The organism is Chryseobacterium limigenitum, assembly GCF_900114875.1.
GTDB lineage: Bacteria > Bacteroidota > Bacteroidia > Flavobacteriales > Weeksellaceae > Chryseobacterium > Chryseobacterium limigenitum.
In genome coordinates this window covers 83,076-104,058 of the sequence record NZ_FPKW01000004.1, presented here as the reverse complement: position 1 = coordinate 104,058, position 20,983 = coordinate 83,076, and the positions used below count along the sequence as shown (strand labels likewise).

The 20,983-nt window shown below is 34.3% G+C and carries 16 protein-coding genes; 11 read left to right on the top strand and 5 right to left on the bottom strand.

Annotation, left to right across the window (positions count from 1 at the left end; translation table 11 throughout):
* Window positions 1-3: 3 nt before the first annotated feature.
* The 10 genes from BT156_RS07065 (at window position 4) to BT156_RS07020 (ending at window position 15,904) form a co-directional block, all read left to right on the top strand.
* Window positions 4-3,261 carry an NACHT domain-containing protein gene (locus BT156_RS07065; protein WP_072408581.1) on the top strand — a complete coding sequence of 1,086 codons (3,258 nt, stop codon included), beginning with the start codon at window positions 4-6 and terminating at the stop codon, window positions 3,259-3,261.
* Between the two features lie 147 nt (window positions 3,262-3,408).
* The gene (locus BT156_RS07060; protein ID WP_139255432.1) at window positions 3,409-3,588 is read left to right on the top strand and encodes a hypothetical protein; all 180 of its coding nucleotides are present in this window, start codon (window positions 3,409-3,411) and stop codon (window positions 3,586-3,588) included.
* A 206-nt stretch (window positions 3,589-3,794) separates the two neighbouring features.
* Window positions 3,795-5,798: an ATP-dependent nuclease gene (locus tag BT156_RS07055; RefSeq protein ID WP_072408573.1), complete on the top strand. Its 2,004-nt coding sequence runs from the start codon at window positions 3,795-3,797 to the stop codon at window positions 5,796-5,798.
* On the top strand, window positions 5,791-7,596 hold the full coding sequence (locus BT156_RS07050; protein ID WP_072408571.1) for an ATP-dependent helicase: 1,806 nt from the start codon (window positions 5,791-5,793) through the stop codon (window positions 7,594-7,596). Before BT156_RS07055 ends, BT156_RS07050 begins: the two co-directional genes overlap by 8 nt.
* Before the next feature lie 846 nt (window positions 7,597-8,442).
* Entirely contained in the window at window positions 8,443-9,744 is a 1,302-nt protein-coding gene (locus BT156_RS07045) for a GTPase-associated system all-helical protein GASH (protein ID WP_072408569.1), read from the top strand.
* A gap of 6 nt (window positions 9,745-9,750) precedes the next feature.
* Window positions 9,751-10,719 (top strand): TRAFAC clade GTPase domain-containing protein, encoded by a 969-nt coding sequence (locus BT156_RS07040; RefSeq protein ID WP_072408567.1) that lies wholly within the window; start codon window positions 9,751-9,753, stop codon window positions 10,717-10,719.
* On the top strand, window positions 10,700-11,536 hold the full coding sequence (locus BT156_RS07035) for a TRAFAC clade GTPase domain-containing protein (RefSeq protein WP_072408565.1): 837 nt from the start codon (window positions 10,700-10,702) through the stop codon (window positions 11,534-11,536). Before BT156_RS07040 ends, BT156_RS07035 begins: the two co-directional genes overlap by 20 nt.
* Window positions 11,533-14,013, top strand: a complete 2,481-nt coding sequence (locus BT156_RS07030) for a GAP1-N1 domain-containing protein (protein WP_072408563.1) — start codon at window positions 11,533-11,535, stop codon at window positions 14,011-14,013. The genes BT156_RS07035 and BT156_RS07030 overlap by 4 nt, the downstream gene beginning before the upstream one ends.
* Window positions 14,010-15,044: a 5'-methylthioadenosine/S-adenosylhomocysteine nucleosidase family protein gene (locus BT156_RS07025; RefSeq protein ID WP_072408561.1), complete on the top strand. Its 1,035-nt coding sequence runs from the start codon at window positions 14,010-14,012 to the stop codon at window positions 15,042-15,044. Before BT156_RS07030 ends, BT156_RS07025 begins: the two co-directional genes overlap by 4 nt.
* A gap of 38 nt (window positions 15,045-15,082) precedes the next feature.
* Window positions 15,083-15,904, top strand: coding sequence for a hypothetical protein (locus BT156_RS07020; RefSeq protein ID WP_072408559.1), 822 nt, complete (start codon window positions 15,083-15,085; stop codon window positions 15,902-15,904).
* Between the two features lie 445 nt (window positions 15,905-16,349).
* Here the strand turns inward: BT156_RS07020 and BT156_RS07015 are convergent, their stop codons facing one another.
* The 5 genes from BT156_RS07015 to BT156_RS22290 form a co-directional block, all read right to left on the bottom strand.
* Complete coding sequence (locus BT156_RS07015) at window positions 16,350-17,084, bottom strand: SDR family NAD(P)-dependent oxidoreductase (RefSeq protein WP_072408557.1); 735 nt, start codon at window positions 17,082-17,084, stop codon at window positions 16,350-16,352.
* 36 nt (window positions 17,085-17,120) lie between these two features.
* Window positions 17,121-18,203, bottom strand: coding sequence for an alkene reductase (locus BT156_RS07010; RefSeq protein ID WP_072408555.1), 1,083 nt, complete (start codon window positions 18,201-18,203; stop codon window positions 17,121-17,123).
* Between the two features lie 81 nt (window positions 18,204-18,284).
* Window positions 18,285-19,028, bottom strand: coding sequence for a pirin family protein (locus BT156_RS07005; RefSeq protein WP_072408553.1), 744 nt, complete (start codon window positions 19,026-19,028; stop codon window positions 18,285-18,287).
* Window positions 19,029-19,086: 58 nt separating this feature from the next.
* Window positions 19,087-19,689, bottom strand: coding sequence for an isochorismatase family protein (locus BT156_RS07000; RefSeq protein ID WP_072408551.1), 603 nt, complete (start codon window positions 19,687-19,689; stop codon window positions 19,087-19,089).
* A 73-nt stretch (window positions 19,690-19,762) separates the two neighbouring features.
* Entirely contained in the window at window positions 19,763-20,461 is a 699-nt protein-coding gene (locus BT156_RS22290; RefSeq protein ID WP_072408548.1) for a hypothetical protein, read from the bottom strand.
* 112 nt (window positions 20,462-20,573) lie between these two features.
* On the opposite strand from BT156_RS22290, the gene BT156_RS06990 reads away from it, so the two are divergent.
* Complete coding sequence (locus BT156_RS06990; RefSeq protein WP_072408546.1) at window positions 20,574-20,912, top strand: winged helix-turn-helix transcriptional regulator; 339 nt, start codon at window positions 20,574-20,576, stop codon at window positions 20,910-20,912.
* The last annotated feature ends 71 nt before the right edge of the window (window positions 20,913-20,983 follow it).

The window sequence follows — 20,983 nt, the reverse complement described above, 5'->3', positions numbered from 1 at the left end:
TTTATGAGAAATGCTTACAGTGGTTATACCTATCAAAAACATATAACTCAGCTTCTATTGTCCATTATGGATGTAGAGCGGCAAATATCCAAAATTGAAATAGAAGCAAAAATTGATAACAATTTCGACGATTTATTAGTTTCGATCAATAATGAAGAATATAATTTTCAGATTAAGGATTTTGAAAACGTTAAACTGGATCAACTTTTTATCGAGGATAAAAATTTAATAATCAAAGGTAAAGCTCACAAACTTTCAAAGAGCAGAAATATTGTTTTTTTTAAGCATATCGACATTGTTCCCAATGCGAAAATTTTAGATTTTGACTGCTTGAAAAATGGCAATTTGCATATCATATCAATGAGTCGGACTGATGCAGATCTCTTTATTGATGATCTTTATAATGGAAACTTAAACAGGAAATATGAGATTGAAAATTATCTAAGTGAAACACTGGATAAAAGGATATGGCTGATCGAAAGGTTTGATCTTCCCAGCTTAAAAACTTATAGCACGGATCTTCAACAAGAATCTGTAAAAATTAATCATACGCTTGTTGAATTTGAAAAGTTATTATTGATCGAAGGTAAGCCCGGAGTTGGGAAAAGTCATTTTGTAAATTCACTTGTTGAAGAATATCCTCAAAATATATTATATCGATTTTGGGTAGGAAACCAGGAATCCGATTATCTGGAGAGATTAAAATTTCAAAACTTTTTACGTGATTTAAACGTTAAACTGTTTCATGATCTAAAAAGCAGAGAGATTACTGATCTTTTCAAAGAAATTGAAAGAAGAAAACTAACTCTTATCATCGATGGTTTAGATCATGTTGAAAATTATAATAGCAATGAACTCCCTAGATTTATAAAATTCTTGGAAGATTTAAAAGAGTACTGCAAAGTTATCGTACTATCAAGACCATTGGTCGCCAAGTTAGATTGGCAAAAATATATTTTGGAAAACTGGAATAAAAAGCAAACTGAATTTGTTTTGGAGGAATTGTTTCATATTACAGATTACAATATTCAGGACGAAATTTTTCACATAACCCAAGGCTATCCGATTCTTGTAAAATATGTTGCAGAATTTTATAAATTAAATAAGAAGCTTCCGGAGATAGGTCAACTTAAAGATATTGACAGTTTTTATGAGGGCATCATCAAAAATGAGAAAGGAAAATATTCTCTTTCTATATTCCTATGTACAAATTCGTACATAATGTATTCAGAATTAGATCATTTTTTAGGAGAAGCTAAATTTTACGTCGAGGAGTTCATAGAGGAACACCCTTATCTATTTGACATCAAGCTGAACAGAATCGCTTTATTTCACGACAGTTTCAACACATATCTTCGCAACAGGTCGACCAGTTACAAAATTTTAAATGACAAGGCTGCCGACTTGGTATATGAATCAATAATGGGCTTAGATAGAAGATTTCTTTCAAGGTTTTCTCTGTTTAAAATGACTAATCGACAAACAAAAGAAATAGCAAGGAAATTTTGTAATATAGCCATTTTTGAAGAAATAATAAGAGACTGCATAGATATTGAAGCCATACGTACTTTTTATTTTGATTTAAGAGACTTGATGTCTAACTATAACTTTGATGATTTTGAAATCTCACATTACTATGATCTCTCACTTATTATAAATTTAATTTATAGAGATCACATTTCAACACCGGATGGCTTTCTCTACACTTATACACAATCACTATTTTTTAACGGATATACGGAGGAGGACATCACCAGCTCAGGATACTTATTTGGAATGTTGTTTTGTGTAAGAAGCAATAATCCAATTTTGCTTTATAATAAGGTATCAAACGATAATTACTCCACCGACCATTTTCATATGAGATTGGAAGGAGATATTGATAAAGAAGAATATTTTTTTAGCAAGAATGAAAAAGCCATTACAAAAACAAAAATCATTAAAGCTCTGAAAGATAGACGGTATTTTGGTGATTATTTGAAATGGATCATGGAAAATCTATTCATGCATCAAAAGAGGTATGCGGGGCTTGAAGAATTAAGTGACTCACTCAATATTTATCTGGAAGGTTCTGAATCAAAAGGTGCAATTAAATTAGCTAAGTTTTTAGATAATTATCCTGATTCCCATTATTATGCTGACTGGTATTTAAATGATGTTAAAAAGAATTTGATCGCTGCTGGTCATGAGGTTAGCAATATTGAAAAGAATGAATATAATTATTTATCATTGGAAGAACTCATATTAAAAAATAAAGAGATCGGAAGTTTCACTTTAGGTAATAAAATTCATGAATATATTAGATTAGCCTTACATCGAAAGCAGAAAATAGATCTGGCAAGTATATCGTTATTCTGGACTAAATATTATAACAGAAAAGATTATACTTTATATGGATTACCTAAAGCATTAAAGGCACTCCATACAAATAATTTTTTGACACTGGATGAATGCATTTTTACGATTACAAAAATCCAAAATATTTCTGAGAAGGGTTACCGGTATTTACTAGGGGAATTTATAGAATTGTATCAACCCTCTGAAATAATGACTTGCATTGAAAAGCTTAGCCTAAGTCAGCTTTCATTACAATGGTTTCTGCTTCCCATTAAATACATTAATTCTTTTTCAGATAAAGTGTATAACTTCGCTATCAAGCATTTATTAAAAGATAATAGAAGTGGATCGATTGAAATTGATGAAATAAGAAATGGCTTGCTTTCTACTCGATTAAAAGATATTGAACTGGAATTTAGTATCATTAAAACAAAAATAAGAGTAGAAAAATCAGACAATATTATTAGAGAACTAAAAAATTCTAAAATATTGTTTCAGGTATATGTAGATAAAGAAAAAGATAGATACAATGAAACAAGTGATGAAAGACTTAACAAAGGCTACATTTACCCTAGTGATTTTGATTTAATTAAAGAAAGGAAAATTAGCTCCATAGATGCAGCTAAATTTGCAGATAGTGAATCATCCAGTTTGGTTTTTACAGAGCTATTTGAAATGTTCGAAAAAAAAGAGGTGACTGATAATTTTAAAGAAATATTGTATAATGCTGTAATTGGAAAAACGTGGCGGGGAGAATATAGTTTTCTGCTGTATTATACATCTGGTCATATCTTGTTTATGATTGAAAAGTATCGAAATAATAATGAATTTGAAGAAGCGGTAAAAAGTTTTAAAAAATTTATTCAATTATCTTTAATCGACATTAATTGGTCTATGGTACGAGTTTGTAAAAAACAAATCTGAACAGTTACTGTATACATTAAATGCAATTTTTTATGTATAGGAATGATTTATCTCAAAAATAATTATAATTTTAGATAATAACCATTGAATATAGTAATCATGTTAATAATTGGAAATTACATTAGAAATTTAGAATGCAAAAGCTTTTTGGATATAGAAACAAATCGCGTAAGAATTAGACCTTCAAATAATCAGGGAATACCCGCAGATTTAGTTATTGAGTGTTCGAGAGAATACAGTGATACAACAAAATTTCCATTAGGAACAAAATTTATCGCTGAAGATGTCGTAGTGTATAATAAACAATTGGCAGAACTTATCCGCTAAGAACCAATTATTAACTCCAGATTACAATAATATGCTTCAATAGAAATTTCTTGAAATCATCTTCAAAAAATATTCCGCACATTTTAACATTAAGAAGTATAAATATATTCGTTTTTTAGCCTCATTCTAATATTGGTGAATCAGAAAATATAAGAATATCTGCTATGAAAGAAACTTATTCACTGCATTAAAAACTACCCTTTCAAATGTATATCAAGTATCTATTAATAAAAAGATTTCGTTCTATAAAAGAACTTAATTTATCTTTCAACAAAGAATTAAATGTCATAATTGGTCCCAATAATGCGGGAAAAACAGCGATTGTTGACGCATTGAGAATTTGTTTAGGATTGGGAAGTCAAATTAGAGAAATTGGAATAAGGAATGATGAGGATTTCTACCTGGATACATCTAATCCTGATTACCAATTGGAGCCGATTGAATTTCAGTTAATCTTTGAAATTGAATGTGAAGAAGATCGTGAATACTTTACGAGTTTATTATGGCAAAATCCCGACATCCCAGAAGAAATCGACTTGAGATTAAACTTGAAGTACTGGCTTGAAACTAATGGTAGTGGAAAACGTCTAAAATGGTCACATTGGGGAGGGGAATCAAGCAAACTAGATTCAAATGAACTGCAGTTATTGTATTACACTTATTTAGCACCACTAAGAAATGCTGAATACGAGCTTCGTCCTTATTCCAAAGACAACAAAGTATCATCCCTGTTTAGAGAAATGTCTAAATATTCAAAAACGCAAATTGTTGAAGGTTTATCATCAATAGTTGACCAAGTTTTAGATGATGACCACAAAATTGCTCTTGCTACGAAACTTGAAAATGTTGTTAATGATGACGAATGGTCTGGATTAATAAAATCAGGAGAAACTTTAGTAAACAAACATTTGGAGAAGTCTGATATAGCAAACAGGAATCCAAAGGTTAAAATTGGGTTGATAAACTTCAAGTATAACAATATTGTGAAAGGAGTTGTAACCAGTAAACAGATTTATTCTGATTCCGTTGTTGCTTCCGACATAAGTAAGCAAAGATATTTTGATATATCTCAAAATGGGCTTGGAGAAAACAACATCATTTTTTCCGCAACAGTTTTTGGTGATATTGAAAATAGAAGGATAGAAAAAAAAGAGCATTATTATGCAATGCTGATTGAGGAACCTGAAGCACATCTTCATCCCCAAAGACAGAATACCTTCTTTACCTATCTCAATGAACTTAAGGATTTCGGAGTACAAGTTTTCATGACATGTCATTCGCCAACTATAACTGCTAAGACGTCAATTAAAAACCTTCATGTTCTACAAAATATAAATCATGATGTCGAAGTAGTGAGTGTGAAAAATATAGTTTTAGAACCTAAAGAAACTAGTTATCTACGAAAGTTTCTTGATGTTACCAAATCTCAGTTATTCTTCTCAAATGGGACAATTCTAGTTGAAGGAATTTCTGAAGCATTGCTACTTCCAGTTCTTTCAAAGAGAATGATACCAAACGGAAAATTTAGTATAGAGAAAAATGGAATCGAATTAGTCAATATCGATGGTGTTGCATTCGAGCCTTTTGCTAGATTATACAATTCCAATGATAATACTAAAAGACTTGCTACAAAGTGTCTGATTGTCACAGATGATGACAGGGGAATAATATCAGCTATTGACTTTCAATCTAATGAAGAAAATATAGATAAGGACACTTCTAAAGCGATTATTAAACATCTTCAAAGCATTGATTTCTTAGATGAGACAAATAGGATGGCATACGGAGCAGACATTTCTGCACTTGTGATACCTAATCTAACTGAAAAAATGCCTTTTATTAGATCTAAAATAGAAGCGAAAAATAGTGCGCCTTCAGCAAGAGCATCTAAGGCAAGCGGCTTCGAAAAGAATAATCTCAAAACAGTAACTGCACAGATTACTTTTGAATACGAATTAATGATTTCTGGGAATAATATTGATCTAATTTCAAATCTTTACGCAACTATGCATACTGGTACTACATTCTTAGATACAACTCATTCGAAAGAAGAACGTGCAAGAGAGATTCTTATTTTCTTAAATAATTTTAAGGATAAGTCAGAATTAGCTCAGCAAATTGCCTACAATATTGATAATGAATCGACTTGGAATGAGTTTGTCGCCCCTAAATATATTGTTGATGGAATAAATTGGTTAATAGATGGATAAGGTAGTTGAAATTTTATCTAATCTATCTGAGGAGCAAAAGAAAATTGCTCAGTTTGATAAAGGTCTTTGCGTTGTTCGAGCATGCCCAGGTAGTGGTAAAACATATTCCGTTGCTTCGAGAATTGCTTTATTATTGTCTAAAAATCCTTTTAGCAAAAAAGGAATCGCTGCATTATCATTTACAAATGTTGCCGTTGAAGAAATAAAAGAAAAGTTATCCGATAATTTTTCTCTTAATGGATTTAGCCATCCTCATTATCTAGGTACCTTAGACAGCTTCATTAATCAATTCATTTTTCTTCCTTTTGGACATTTGATTATGGGATGTGCAAATAGACCTGAATTGGTTGGTGAACCCCATTCTACATGGAGCATTAAAAGATATGCTCAAGATTACGCTCAATATTTTGATAAAACCACTTTCGATATAAATGATAACTTGATTCAAATTGCACCTCCGCAGTCCTTTCATTTTTTGTGGAAATATTATACCAACTCCGGGGCTGTCAATGGTAACATTCAAAATATTATAAATTCAAAATTGGAGTTTTTCAGGAAGGGTTTTGCGACTCAATCAGACGCTAACTACCTCTCTCTAAAAATATTAAAAAAGTATCCCATAATAGCTGAGACTATAGCAAAGAAGTTCGAATACTTTATAATTGATGAAGCTCAGGATACTGATGAAATCTTAATGGAAATAATTAATATTTTTAATTCAAAAGGAGCGGAAAATATTATGTTGATTGGTGATAGAGATCAAGCGATTTTTGAATGGAACAATGCCAAGCCCCATCTTTTTGACCAAAAGTATCTTGCATGGAACAAAATTGAATTGATTGAGAACAGACGAAGTTCACAATTGATATGTGATTTTACTAAATATCTATCTTCATTCGATTCGACAGTCGCAATTACACCGGGAATTTTTGATCTTAGTTTTGAGCCTTTAGTTAATGGTTACTTAAAAGAGAAGAAAGCATCTCAAAAAGATCCTTCTGTAGTCACCATCGAGGAAAGTATAGCTTCTTTTGAAAGTATTTTAGAAACTTTCTTAGGACGATGCACGGAGAACGGCATTGAAATATCGCAAAAGAGTGTTGCAGTTTTATATCGTGGCAAAGCCAAAGTAAATTTTCTCGGATTAACTCCTATCCATTACGATAACAGTATGGATTGTTGGGAACCTAAAAATCTTTTTGTAAAAACAATTATTAGAGGTAAGTTTTTATATGATTCAGGACTTTTCGTAAAAGGCTATAAACTCATGGAAAAAGGTTTGATAGAATACAAAAGGCAAAATGAGACAAATAGCCTTATCGCTAGTAGTGAGTATGTGCAAACGATAATCAATGAAAAAGGATTCATGACATATCGGAAAGGAATTCATCAAGTGATGGATAAACTACCGACAACAAAAGGCAAAACTATTTTCGCATGGTTAGAAGAAGCAAATCGTAATTTGAGAAAACCACTCGTCATCAAGACTGGAATGGGACAAGATTTAATTTCAGAATATTTTGGAGATACTGATACGAATGTTCAACCATTTGAATTTTACCATGGTACAATTCACTCGGTCAAAGGAAGGTCATTTGATGCCGTTCTTATTTTACTATCTAAGAAATCGGGGTTCAATTACGCAACCATGCTTAAAAAAGATAAAAGTGCCCTGAGCGAAAAAGAACAGGAAGAATTAAGAATTATCTATGTTGGTATGACTAGACCAAGAAAAATACTTCAATTAGCGGTTCCCGCAGAAGATGTTGACCTTTGGACCTCAAAATTCAATGTTTAAATCCATTATTAAATTAACTATCACGAATGCAAAAAATATAGAAAATTCTTACTGATAAACTTAAAATTACACTTTCACTTTTACCGCCGTAAATATATTTATACGACAAGAATAGCCAAATAAAGACTTTCTATTACAAAACTAAATCCTTATCCGTTTTTAAGATTAACTTGCATTAGTCACAAACTAAAAGAAATTAGTTGTTAAAAATGAATTCTGTAATTCTTTTTTTATTTGACTCAATCTTACCAAATCATCTATAAAAGTGTTTGAAGATACGCTCGTCAAGGTCACACATAAAGCCAAATGGCGCCAATTGAAAACAATTGGTGCCATTTTCAATATTTAAAACTGATAATCTGTTATGTAAAATTATTGTTGTAAATTTATATTTCTTGATAAATTTCCGTTCTATTCTTTACTTTTTTAAAACACGTATAACAAAATACTGATAATCAGTCATTTATATATCGAGGAAGATCAAAGTTTGAAAATCCTGTCAAGTATCTTACTATAATTGAAACTTATTTATTTTTGATCTATTAGAAGTATATATTTTTGATTAATACTAACGATATTATGAAAGCTACCATTTATGCCAGATGCAAATAGATAAAGTTTGATATTATACTTTCTACTATCGTGGAAAGGATACAGAATAATTTAGACTTAAAGCATATAGTACAAAGTGAATAAAACTGCAAAGTCGTCTCAATTTTTAGACGACTTTTTATTAATATTTCCGGTTAAAAATATCCTGATTTATACTGAAAATCACTAAATTGTGACAGTCTGGCACATATTCTAAATGGAATAAAAATTGAAATCTTTAAAAAAATCTGAATAATGAAAGAAAATATACTTCAAACATTTCTCAACAAACAATTTATTAAGACCTCAGAAGTTACAAATATTGAAAGTCTGAAAAAGGCTGTAGCTGTGGTTAAAAAGTTGCTTATTGCTAAAAAACATCTTATAATTCCATATACTCTTGTGGCACTTGATCCCCAAATTTCTGAAAAGGATCCAGTTGTTGCAGAAGTTGAAACTGTAATTATTAAAAACTGGCCTACATTTAAGAATAGTACTTCTACTGATGATAAGGCAACTACATATATCAGGATTGTAATTTTGGAAGCATTGTCAGAAATTGCAAGTGATGAAAAATTAGGTGCAATTATATGGTTAACCGGCAGGAATGTAGTTTCTTATTATCAGTTACAGAAAGAACAGGAACCGCTTTCGGAACTTTTAATAGACATAGGTACTTTGTTTGAACAAAACAGCAGAAAATATTGGGAAATATCCAAACCTACGATAGAGAATATTCAGGAATTAACTATCGCTCTTCCGGAGCTAAAAAGTAATAAAGTAGATGACAAAACTTTAACTAATAATCTATACAAGGCTTCAATCTATACTGGCTGGGCAAATGGAGCTGGGGCGGGTGTTCCAGGTGAAAACCCATCATATGCTAGTCACGGTAATTGGGAGTGGGAAAAGTCATTTTCGCAGAAAGCTGGTGCCGCTATAACAGAGCTAATAAATTCTGCAATTATAAATCAGGATCAATCTTTAACTTCAATATCAGAAGGCATTCAAACTTCGATTAACGAATATTTTGTTCAGTTTAAAGATTTTTTTGAAGATGCATCTCTTATGATAAACCAAAGTAGCGAAGCCACAAACAAACGTGGAAATCTACTTTGGTGGAAACAAACGCTTTATTCTCCATCACTAAATATTTCATACAGAAAACAGAACGAAATTAAAAACGCTATGGGTATGGCATATGACCTGTCCCAATTGATAGGTTTAATGTACCCTGAAAGTGTAAACTATTTATTGAGAGAAGCACTTCGCGATATGTATGGGGAGCATGTAGATACGCCTAAAACATTTGACTTTTGGATTGAAAAAGCAAAAGCAGAGGCAGAGGCAGGAAAATCCCTTTTAAAAGATCTTGTTGATTCTTCATCCAATAGAAAAACCTTGTCAACCGCTGTAGCAAACATATTGCATAATAATTTGGAGAATAATCTAACTCAGGAAACGGGTATAGATTCCGCTCAAGAAATCTCACTGTCTGATTTAGCAGTATGGATTCTTCAGGATTTTCAAGCAAAAAAAATATCATCACAAAAATAAATAGTAATGAGAAAAAAATGCTCTATTGAAGGTTGTGATGCGCCTAAAGGATTGTGCAAAAACTCCATGAGTTCCGATTATCAGGAATGTGATGAATGGAGATCTATAGATGAAGACAAAGCTGATAAAGGGAAATCTTCATCTATTGAAACCAACATTCCCTGGACAGGTATGGAACTTACTCCCGAAGATATCGGTCTTTTATCACATCGCTCCTCCCCTATTATTATTGGGCTAATTGGATCTGCAAACGCGGGTAAAACCTCATATATCGGAATGCTTTATACTCTTTTATTTAACGGAAGAAAATTTAATAACTGGAGTTTTGCCGGCAGTTATACTTTAAATGCATGGGAAGCACAGGCGAAGAGTTTAAAAATTAACTCAAAGGGTAAAGTTCCTTTTCCCAAATCTACTCCATCGCATCCCGATTATTATAGTCTCTATCATTTGGCATTAAAAAAAGATAAGCGTTTGTACGATATTCTCTTTGCAGATTCATCGGGCGAAGTATTTACCAAATGGGCAACTGATACCGAAAACTCCGAAGCTGAAAATGCAAAATGGATATACCAAAACTCTGACGGCTTTATTTTTTTTGTTGACTGTGAAGCTCTTATTATTGGAAGAGGCGGTGCCAGGCGACCTATTTTACAGCTAGCGGGTCAGATATCATCTAATTTGGGCACAAGAAAAGTAGTTGTAGTGTGGTCAAAAGCCGAGAAAATAAATGAAATAAGTGCTCCATTAAAAAAATCGATAGATGAAGGTCTTCAGAGATTTTTCCCCAATGCGCCACACCTTTATATAAGTAACTTTTCTGCAAGTCCGGATGATGAATACTGTTATGTAAATAATCTTGCAACTTCCGAAACAATATTAGATAAAATTACGCAGTCTCAAAAACTTCGTCTCACTCCAATAATTTCTAACTCCCCAGATTTTTTCTTCAGTTATGGAACATCAAATCAATAACAATATACTAATTATCGGGCCCCCAAATTCTGGAAAAACAACTTTTTTTGCTCAGTTATATGGCAGAATACAAAGTGATGCAGGAGTAATAAAACTTCGCAGTACGCCCAAAAATATAACTGCAATTGAGAAAGCGTATGATAGGCTGGCAAATGGGGATGAAACGGAGTCCACCCCAGCAACGGATAACCGTGAAATAACAATACCTATAAAATGGAACGAGAAAGAACTGGACCTAACTTTTAAAGATTATGGCGGGGAACAGGTAAATGAAATTATCAATCAACTTGCATATGATAAGGTATGGAAAAATAGAACAAAAGATAACGATAGATGGATTCTGTTTATTAGGCCTGGAGAAATTTATCACCATTATGATTTAACTGTTACCGGTTATGCAGATGTTGATCCAGCCAGTGAATCTGATAATTGGCATAACGACCTTTCACATCAATACATCTTTATTGAACTTGTGCAGGCGTTGTTACATGCAAGAGCAATTGGAATAAAAACTGACATAGAATCTCCCAAACTGGTTGTTGCTTTGACATGCTGGGATGAATTAAATACAGAATTAACCCCAAATAATATTTTGTTGCAAAAGATGCCTCTATTTCTCCAGTTCATAAGCACTATATGGGCAGAAGAATCGCTTTCTATTGTAGGTCTGTCTGCTCAGGAGTTCAGTCTTGATAACCAGGAAGCAAAAGACAAGTATTTAGATGATCTCCCAGAGTCATTTGGTTATATAGTTACGGATTCCGAAACTAAAGAAAGAGATTTAACCAAACTAATTGAAATAGCCTTAGAGTTATGATAGAAATCCATCAAGCAATTTTTGGACAGGGTAGAGATCAGGGACATTCACTGTTAAAAGCTTCAAAAGAAATAAACAATCTTGCAGGTCAAATATTTGGCTCTACAGATGTTATTGACCGTCCAAATATCGGGACTCTTTCATCCCCTATAATCAGAGGTTTTATTGTTAAGGATCATTACCTGTTCATAAAATCGTTTACAGATCCGAGCGGGAGACCTGGCAGGGTTTTTTCACATGCACTTATTCTAAAAGTTCGGGACTATCTGGAACTTAAGGATATCAGTGACCTGCGTCGTCTCTTTTTAGATGAGATTGATAAATCTTTTTCTCCCGATGTAATTGAGTACGAAAATAATCCTGCGGTAATTCAAAACAGCCCGAGCCCTAAAGAACGTTATGCCACTGCTGGACTGATCGATCATGTGGATTATCAAAATGTTATAGCGTGGACAAATGAAAATGAGTATTGGAACTGGATTGGTAGAATTTGGTCAAACTTGCCAAAACCGGTCAGAGAAAAGACACAGATTGGTAATGCATTTAACTCCAGACATTATTCGGGAGACCATCTTTTTCTATTGTTAATTCCTGATGAAATGAATTCCAATTGGAGCAAGGATAAATATTGCATCATCGATAACCAAAAATTTAAAATAATTACCGATAAACTGGAGAATTATATACTTGGCATTCCGGATAATATCGAAAATATAAAAAAACTACTTAGCGATTTCGAACCTAAAATAAGTGAAATTGATGATTTAAAGGTATTTGCCCAATTTTCGGATCTATATGAAGAAATAGACAATAATCCAAATTACCTGGATCTTTTACGCTTTTCGGCAATTGTATCAGCTTTTAATTCTGATATTAAATCTGCAGTAAAAGCAAAAAAAAAGCTATTGGACGCACTTTCAAAATCAGTTGAAAATATTTCCGCCAAAGATTTTTATTATCTGCAGGGCCAGAACTGGATTGGTTTCGATGAAGATTATCTTAAAAGCAGTTTAGTCTCGGCTATATCCAGATGGCTTCACGAAAAACTCTACGATCTGAAAAATACGGAAATAGTAATCAAAGCTTTAGTTTCTTCCCAAAAAAACATCTGGTATGATTCAGTGAATGAATTTATACGAGCATCCTTAAAAAACTGGAAACCTGTTTATTCAAAAGAGATCTGGAAATGGATTAATTGTGATAATGATGTAATTCCCAAAATTTTTTCAATTATACCCGAAGAAGCTGAAAAAGATCTTGTGAAATCTTTGCCAGACCTCTCTACCGATGAAGGCAATATCATAATAGATTTAGCAGAGCAAAAACTGTGGATGACACTCTACGGAATTTTGGCAGTTAAACAATACAAACCAATCGAGGCATTTAGTAAGATTCTTGCTGTTAAATCTTTCAATATCGATGAGCAGGTGTTAAAGGCAATGTCAGACCAGATCTCTTCCAAAGATTTCATTTCCTGCGCTTGTGATCTTGATGACATCAGGATGACAGCCATTGCAGTAGACAAAATAAAAAATAAGCCAGCACTTAAACAGAAGCAGCTCCTTCAAAATTCCGGCTGGCAAAAAATCTTGATTAGGTCGATTGACGAAGGACTTGATGTTTGGGAGGGAATTAATAATCCAAAAGCTCAGTTATATCAAATAATGGATTTACTCATTCAGGGAGAGGTTTTTGAAGATGATCTTTTAAATGAGATTGCAAAAACCGGAAATAGCAGTCTGAAAGATCACCCTCAAAGAGAAGCTATCTGGCCGTTTCTTCCAGCAATATGTAAATCCCAGTTCATAGCCTCTACATTAGTGGATTGCCTATTGAATGCTGACAGCATAAACCTTCAAATAAACGACTTAGAACAGCCGTTATTAAGTGGTTTAAAATCTTCTCAGATGATTAATGAAATAACTGGAATTCAAGGGATTTCAATTGATACCAAACTGGAACTAATCCCATACTTCAATTCTTTTTCGGAACACGATGCAATTTTGCTCATCCAGCAAAATATCTTTACCAAATCCACATCAGAAAAAATAGCCTCATTAATATCAAAATCCAGCTGGAGGAATTTAGTTCAATATATTTTTGGAGTAAGAAAAAACAGACCTGATTTAGACCCTATTTTAAAAAAATGTGCTCATTTATTAAGTTTTTGGGATCGGTTATTCCTCACTGGAAACGGTTTTGATCCAAAAATTATTTCAAAAGATGAGGTCTGGGAAGTACTTGTGCTTAAAGTGACAGAACTATATCCAGAAGGACCAAATCAACACGGTTTATGGGAAAGATCGGGAGGCCATAAGTCTGATCTTTACGTATACGGTTCTGCCAGGCAGATTTGGCAAAACGCAATATCCCACATAAAAAACGGAGGAAATCCGAAAGCAAAAAACTTATTAAAATGTATGATAGAAGATTTTTCTCACGATGAATCTTTGAAACAACTTAAACAACTTATATGAAACCAATCTTAATTTTAACTGCTCTCGAAGTTGAAAGACAGGCAATAGAGAAACATTTAACAAATATTGAAACTGAAAACCACCCTGCTACCGGAACAGACTATAAAAAAGGGGAATACATTAAGGGCGATGGCACAGCCGTTTCCGTAATTGTTGGAAGAACCGATCAGACAAACGTAAATGCTTCTCTGGAAACAGAAAGAGCATTGGAATATTATAAACCTGCATATATATTTTTTTCTGGTGTTGCCGGAGGGCTAAAAGATGTTGGTGTCGGAGATATCGTAATCGGACAGAATGTTATCGGGATAGAAAGAGGGAAAGAAAAGAAAGATACCTTTTTTCCCAGACCACAATTTGGAGCTTCATCGTATGAACTGGAGCGATTAGCTTCAAACTATTCGACAAGCCAACTTTGGAAAAACAGAGCAAAGGAATTGCTGGATGCCGAATTTAATCCTGAAATTAAAGTATTTACCGGAACGATAGCCTCAGGCGAAAAAGTTGATGCATCAATAGAATCTGACCTTCACAAACGTATTGAGCAAAACGCCAGCCATGCTCTGGCAATTGAAATGGAAGGCTTGGGTTTTTTGGAAGTATGTAGAACTCGCCCGACAGTAAAAAGCCTTTTATTGAGGGGAATATCTGATATGGTGGAAGATAAAACGACGATGGATAGCAAAGGTTCACAGCCATATGCATCTCAAAATGTTTCTGCTTTCTTGTTTGGAGTGATTGACAATATTAACTTCGGCAATGAACAAAGCGAAACTCCTACCTCCAAGCTTACAGAAATTATGACCAAGCTTTATCCGGGTGGTCTGAGAGAAAATGGAATTTGGGAAAACGCAGGAGGTAATCTAGCGCTTATACCCTTAGCTCAAAGTGGTAAAGGACAATGGGTAGAAGCAATTAGAATACTGACTCGCGGTGGAGGTGGCAATATTACTGCGAAAACACTTATCGAAGCCGTTTTACAGGATTATGCCCAAAATATAGATCTATTGGCTCTTTATAAAAGTTTATAAAATTATTTACCATCTTTTTGACAAAAACGCTCTTAAACATGATAACCAAATTATTAGTTATTCAAAAAATTGATGAAAACAGCAATATTAACGTTTTCCAGATTCAATCAGAAAATTTTCAATGGACATTTGAAAACCGAAGGACCAAAATCAATACAGATAAGGAGTATTTTCCATTTGTTTTAAACGGGGATGTAAATATTTTAAAAAGAAATCCCGGCGCAGAAACCAGGTCTTTCATTAAGAATCAAAAATTGTCTTTTTACGATGATTACTGCGTTCCTAGCGGTACTGTTATAGCTGTATTGTTTCCAAAGAATTACATTCCCGATATCATCAAATTTAAAGATAAGCCTTACATTCCAGTTGGTATGGCTGGACAGGTAACAACAAATCCTCCCGGACAAATTCAAATTTTGTACAATCATTTGGAAAAAAGATGCTCAATAATTTTTAATATCCATCATCATATTGCATTTGGATTCAAGTGCATAGCAAAAGTGGTGAGCGACAGCGAGTTTCCGAGATATGAGAATGTTTTAGAGGATGATCTATTCGATACTACTCTAAGTAGGGAGTTTTTGGATACACCAGCAATTACGACCGACGATTTAAAAATTATCAACCAAACATTTAATCAGGTCGATCTTGTTAATTTACAGGAAACTTTAAATGAGCTTCTAAATGTTGTTAAGACTGGAGAAGCCTCAAATAAAAAGACATTGTTAGATAAATTAGAAGCCCTCCTAATAAATACTACTGGTACCACAAGTAACTTAATAACAATTGCTGATAGTTATAAATCAGGAGCCTCTGCACATCAATTTATTGGGAGAGTACTCGAATTTATTTCACTTTAAGCTATAATAAAAGCAAAACTTAAAAATGGACATATCTTTAATTATATGCCCATTTTAAGTTTTATTTAATTGTATTTTAATATGTTTTCTTTTTAATGTCAATTCAAATCTAACTTGTTATATAAAATATGTAACTACATCTTTTAGTATACCAAATAAATTTTATTTGTTTGTAATTATACACGACAATCGAAGTAAACTAACGCCTAAATACGTCAACATCAATTATTTCAAATGTTTAAAATTATATTGCAAAAAACTTTATAAATACAAAAAATTAATAATAGTCAATTCTTGTTTAATTTGGCTTAACCGAATCAAATCATCGATAAAAGTGTTTGAAGATACGCTCGTCTTGGTCACTAAAAGCCAAATGGCGCCAACTAAAGACAGTTGGCGCCATTTTTATTTACATTTTTTTTCTAACAACAATTTAACAGCATAATTAGTTTCTTACCTGCCCACCATCTGCTGCAATGGTCTGACCAGTTACAAATGATGAATCTTTGGAAACCAAAAATGATACAACACCTACCAGGTCTTCAGGTTCAATAACCTTTGGGATCGCCTGCATTTTTGGAAGAAATTCGTATATCTCAGCGTTTTCGCTTCTCATAGATTTAGTATTGGTCAATCCTGGGGCAATCACATTAACGGTAATTCCATCTGCCCCCACTTCACTTGCCAATGCTCTTGTAAATCCGATAACACCACCTTTACTAGCAATATACGCTGTCATTTGTGGAGCATTCAGGAAGAAAGTGGTACTTGCAACATTTACAATGCGTCCATATTTATTCTCTCTCATATAAGGCACAAAAGCTTTGCTCATTAAGAAAGGACCGTCCAAGTTAACTCCGATCACTTTACGCCAGGTATCATAATCTGTCTCTTCAAAACTTTTCCAAGGATAGATCCCAGCATTATTGACCAATGCTGTAATTGAGCCCAGATTCTTCTGAACTTGCGCTGCAAATGCGATCGTTGCTTCCGGAGAAGTAACATCTACAACGGCTGAAAAGAATTTTACTCCTTCTGCCTCAACCAATTCTTTGGTTTTATCTGCTTCTACCACATCCGCTACTGCAATATCGAAACCGTCTTTAGCAAGTCTCACTGCATAAGCTTGCCCTATTCCGTTAGCTGCGCCCGTAATGACAGCTGTTCCTTTGTTTGACATATTTTGATTTTTTTATTATTAATATATGTGATGATCTTAAGCTTCTGCTAACGAAGGATAATCTACATAGCCTTCTGCGCCTCCGCCATACATGGTTGCTTGGTTTGCTTTGTTAAGTTCTGCATCCAGTTCAAAACGTTTTGGAAGATCCGGATTCGCCAAGAACAGTCCTCCGTACGCAATGATCTTTGCAATACCTTTCTCAAGTTCATCTTCACCGGTTTCTCTGTTATAACCACCATTGGCAATCACTGTACTACTTGATAATGTTCCAAAAGTCTCCATCACATTGGTTGGATAATGTGGCAATTTATCTAAAGGGAAAAGCCCGTTCATCAGGTGGACATATGAAAGAGGGAATACATTCAAACCTTCAATTAAAGCTGAGAACTGGGTTTTTGGATCATCACTAAGAATACTGTTGTAAGGGATCGTAGGTGATAATTTGATTCCCACTTTTTCAGCACCTATAGCATCGGCCAATTCTGCGATCACTTCCAATACGAAACGGTTACGGTTTTCTGTGCTTCCTCCGTATTCGTCCGTTCTTTGGTTGGAGCTTTCTGCAAGGAACTGATTTGGAAGATATCCAAAAGCAGCGTGCAGTTCTACCCCATCAAAACCAGATTCCACTGCATTGATTGCGGCCTGTCTGTAATCTTTTACAATATGCTTCACTTCTTCAGTGGTCAGTTCTCTTGGTGTTTCGTAATCTGCCATACCCTGACCTGTAAAATGCTGCTGCCCAACGATAGGAAGCGCAGATGGTGCTACAGGCAATTCACCATTTTTAACCGAAGAATGTCCTACACGACCTGTGTGCCAAAGCTGGGCGTAGATCACGCCGCCTTCGTCGTGAACTGCTTTTGTTACTTTCTTCCAGGCATCAATTTGGTCTTGGGTAAATAATCCCGGCGTATAAGGACTGCCTAAAGCCTGCTCTGAGATATTGATCCCTTCCGCAATGATCAAACCTGCACTGGCTCTCTGCTTGTAATATAAAACTGTAAGATCTCCAACAACTCCTTTTTCATCTGCACGACTTCTGGTCATTGGTGCCATTGCAAGTGCATTTTTTAAAGTCTGTTTCCCTAACGTAACTTCTTGTAGTAATTTCATTTTTTTATGATTGATAATTAATATTTAACCACAGTAAAACATCTTACGAATGGTTGGATTTTGTTATTTTGAAATTTAATTTTAAGAGAAATATTGTTGATTTCCGCTGTACATTCCGCCTTTAAAGATCTCACCATTCTCATCGGTGATGAAGAGTACCAGTTCAGAATCTACATCTGCTTTGATATCGATCAACTCATCCTTGATGATCAGACCTTCTTTCTTTTTCAGAACAATGTCCTCGTTGACCTTCAATATTCCGTTGAAGACATACAGAAGATAGGTAAGACCTTCTCTTTCCAATTTTGGAAGTTCTATGGTTGCATCCTTCAAAAGTTTCGTATCATAAAGCCAGGTCTGGCTGCTAAACTGAAAATTGGTTTCAGCTGTAGGAGAACCCAAAAGTCTCCATTCATTTTCGCTGTGAACCTCTTCTAATTCACGGAATATCACTTCGGGTTTCAGATCTTTTTTACCCGGACGGATGAAGATCTGTAGTCCCTCCAAAGGTTCACCTTCGCCAATGATCTGTTCTTCGTGGTAGAACATTTTTCCGGCTTTCATCAACATTAAAGTATTCTTTCCTATCGTTTTTTCAAATCCTTCGGAATCTTTGTGCTCCGCCCGTCCGCTTCTGAAATAAGAAAGTATCTCATCATTTACGTGAGGATGCATTTTGATGATCGTGTTGCCGTGAATCTCAGGATGGTCTATCCTTCCGATACTTCCGATCCCTGTATCTGTTTTTGAAACTGCCAGACCAGGATATAGGATCTTGATAGGACCGTGACCTCTGAATAATGTATCGCTGATTTTAGTAAGCATATCTAAATTTTTAAAACCAAAAGACTTCGAGATAGTCTTTTGGTTATGGTTAATTTAATTACGAGAACTGTCCAACTTTAGACATTACCTCTTCAAACATAATTGGAAGAACATTCTGACCCTCTTCCGTAGCCCAGTTGTGAACTAATTCTGAGATCAGCTGATTGATCGTTGTTGTACGAACACCGTGGCTTTCCCAGGTTTGTTTAGCGATATCGTCTGCAATCTGTGAAGGTGAACCTCCGGCATCGATCACTACTTGGATGTCAAAACCTTCTTCCTGCATAGAGATCGATGGCCAAACGATACAAACATCGTTGGTAAGACCAGCCATTATCACATTTTTTCTACCGTCAGCCGCTTTCAATACCGCTTGTTTGTAATTATCATCATCCCAGGCATTCGTGATTCCTGCTCTTTTCACTCTGTTTTCAAATTCTTCAGGAAGAATTTCTTTCAAATCATCGATCAGTGGTCCCTGTGCGTGATCCTCTTGGCTGCTTGTCAAAACAACTGGGACACCAAGTGCTTTTGCCAATTTCGCCAAAGCTCTTGTACGGCTGATTATCATTTCGTGAGGTCTGTTTGCAGTGAAATTTAGTGTACCTACTTGGTGATCGATTAACAACATCACTGTGTCGTCTTTTTTAAACTGTTTCATTTTGTTTGATTTTAATTATTAATATTTGTTTTGAATGTATTTTTAATACGATTTTACTTTATAAATAATGGTCTTAAAACAATAGGACACTTACAAATCCACCAAAGCTGTTCTCATTGTGTCTTATTGGACCATAATAATCGATATTGGTTCCTACTCCGAATGTAAATTCTTTATAACTTAGACCCGCTCTTGCCTGAATGTAACTTCTTGAATGTTTCTCAATATTCATTGTGTAAGCATATAAACCTTGAATTCTTGAGTAAAACCGCCATTTGTCATTGATCTTCGGTTTGTATTCAACAAGAACTAAACCTTCAACATTGGAATCTTTTGATAGATCTACACGCGGATAGGCCACTACCAGCCAGTCTTGATTTGCATAATTATACATTACGCCTACCGTGGGTCTTATTCCTGTCCCAGATGAGGTATGAAATCCTCCTGTCAGCTTGAATCCTTTGAAAAGATCATAGGTCAAACTTGCCTGCGTCATATAATCATTTACTTGATTGGTATCCCATTCTCCAACAAGGTTTGTAACGCTGAAGAATCCAAATTTTGGTGCACTGACAAACTTCTTATCGATAATTGCCTGAAAGGTCATTCCACGATTACTAAACAAAGCCTCTACATTGACTGGTGGGTTTTTAAAAGTAGTATCCTCAGTATTCTGTGCTTTTGCCTTATCTATAAATCCCCAGCTTATAATGATTCCAAGAAAAAATAGTTTTAAAATTTTAGCTTGTAATTTTTTTTTGATCGTTTTCATATATTCTTTAAAATTATAGTACAAATTTAAATCCTTTACTGTACTTTTGCAAGTAGTTACACAAATGTACAGTAGTAACATATTGTAAAGCATTTAATAAAATAGAGCGCTAATGGAAACAAAAAAAAATGAAAAAATTGAAAAGGTTGAGCATAAATGTACTTTAAAAGATGTTTTGGACATTGTTGGCGGTAAATGGTCAATTCCTATCATTTATACTTTGTCCGAGGGAACGATGAGATTCAAGGAGTTGGAGCGAGCAGTTCATAACATCAATACCAGAATGCTGGTAAAAGAATTAAAGAGTCTCGAGGCCAACCGTATCATTAGCAGAAAAGCATATGCGACAGTTCCACCAACAGTTGAATATACTTTGACCTTGAAGGGAGAAAAACTACGTCCCATTATTGACGATCTGCACAAATGGGGAGAAGAATATGTTGACCTGTAATAGGTGGTTCTATACCTTCTTACACTTTTATATTCTCGCTTTAGAAACTAACTAATGAACATTCATTGATT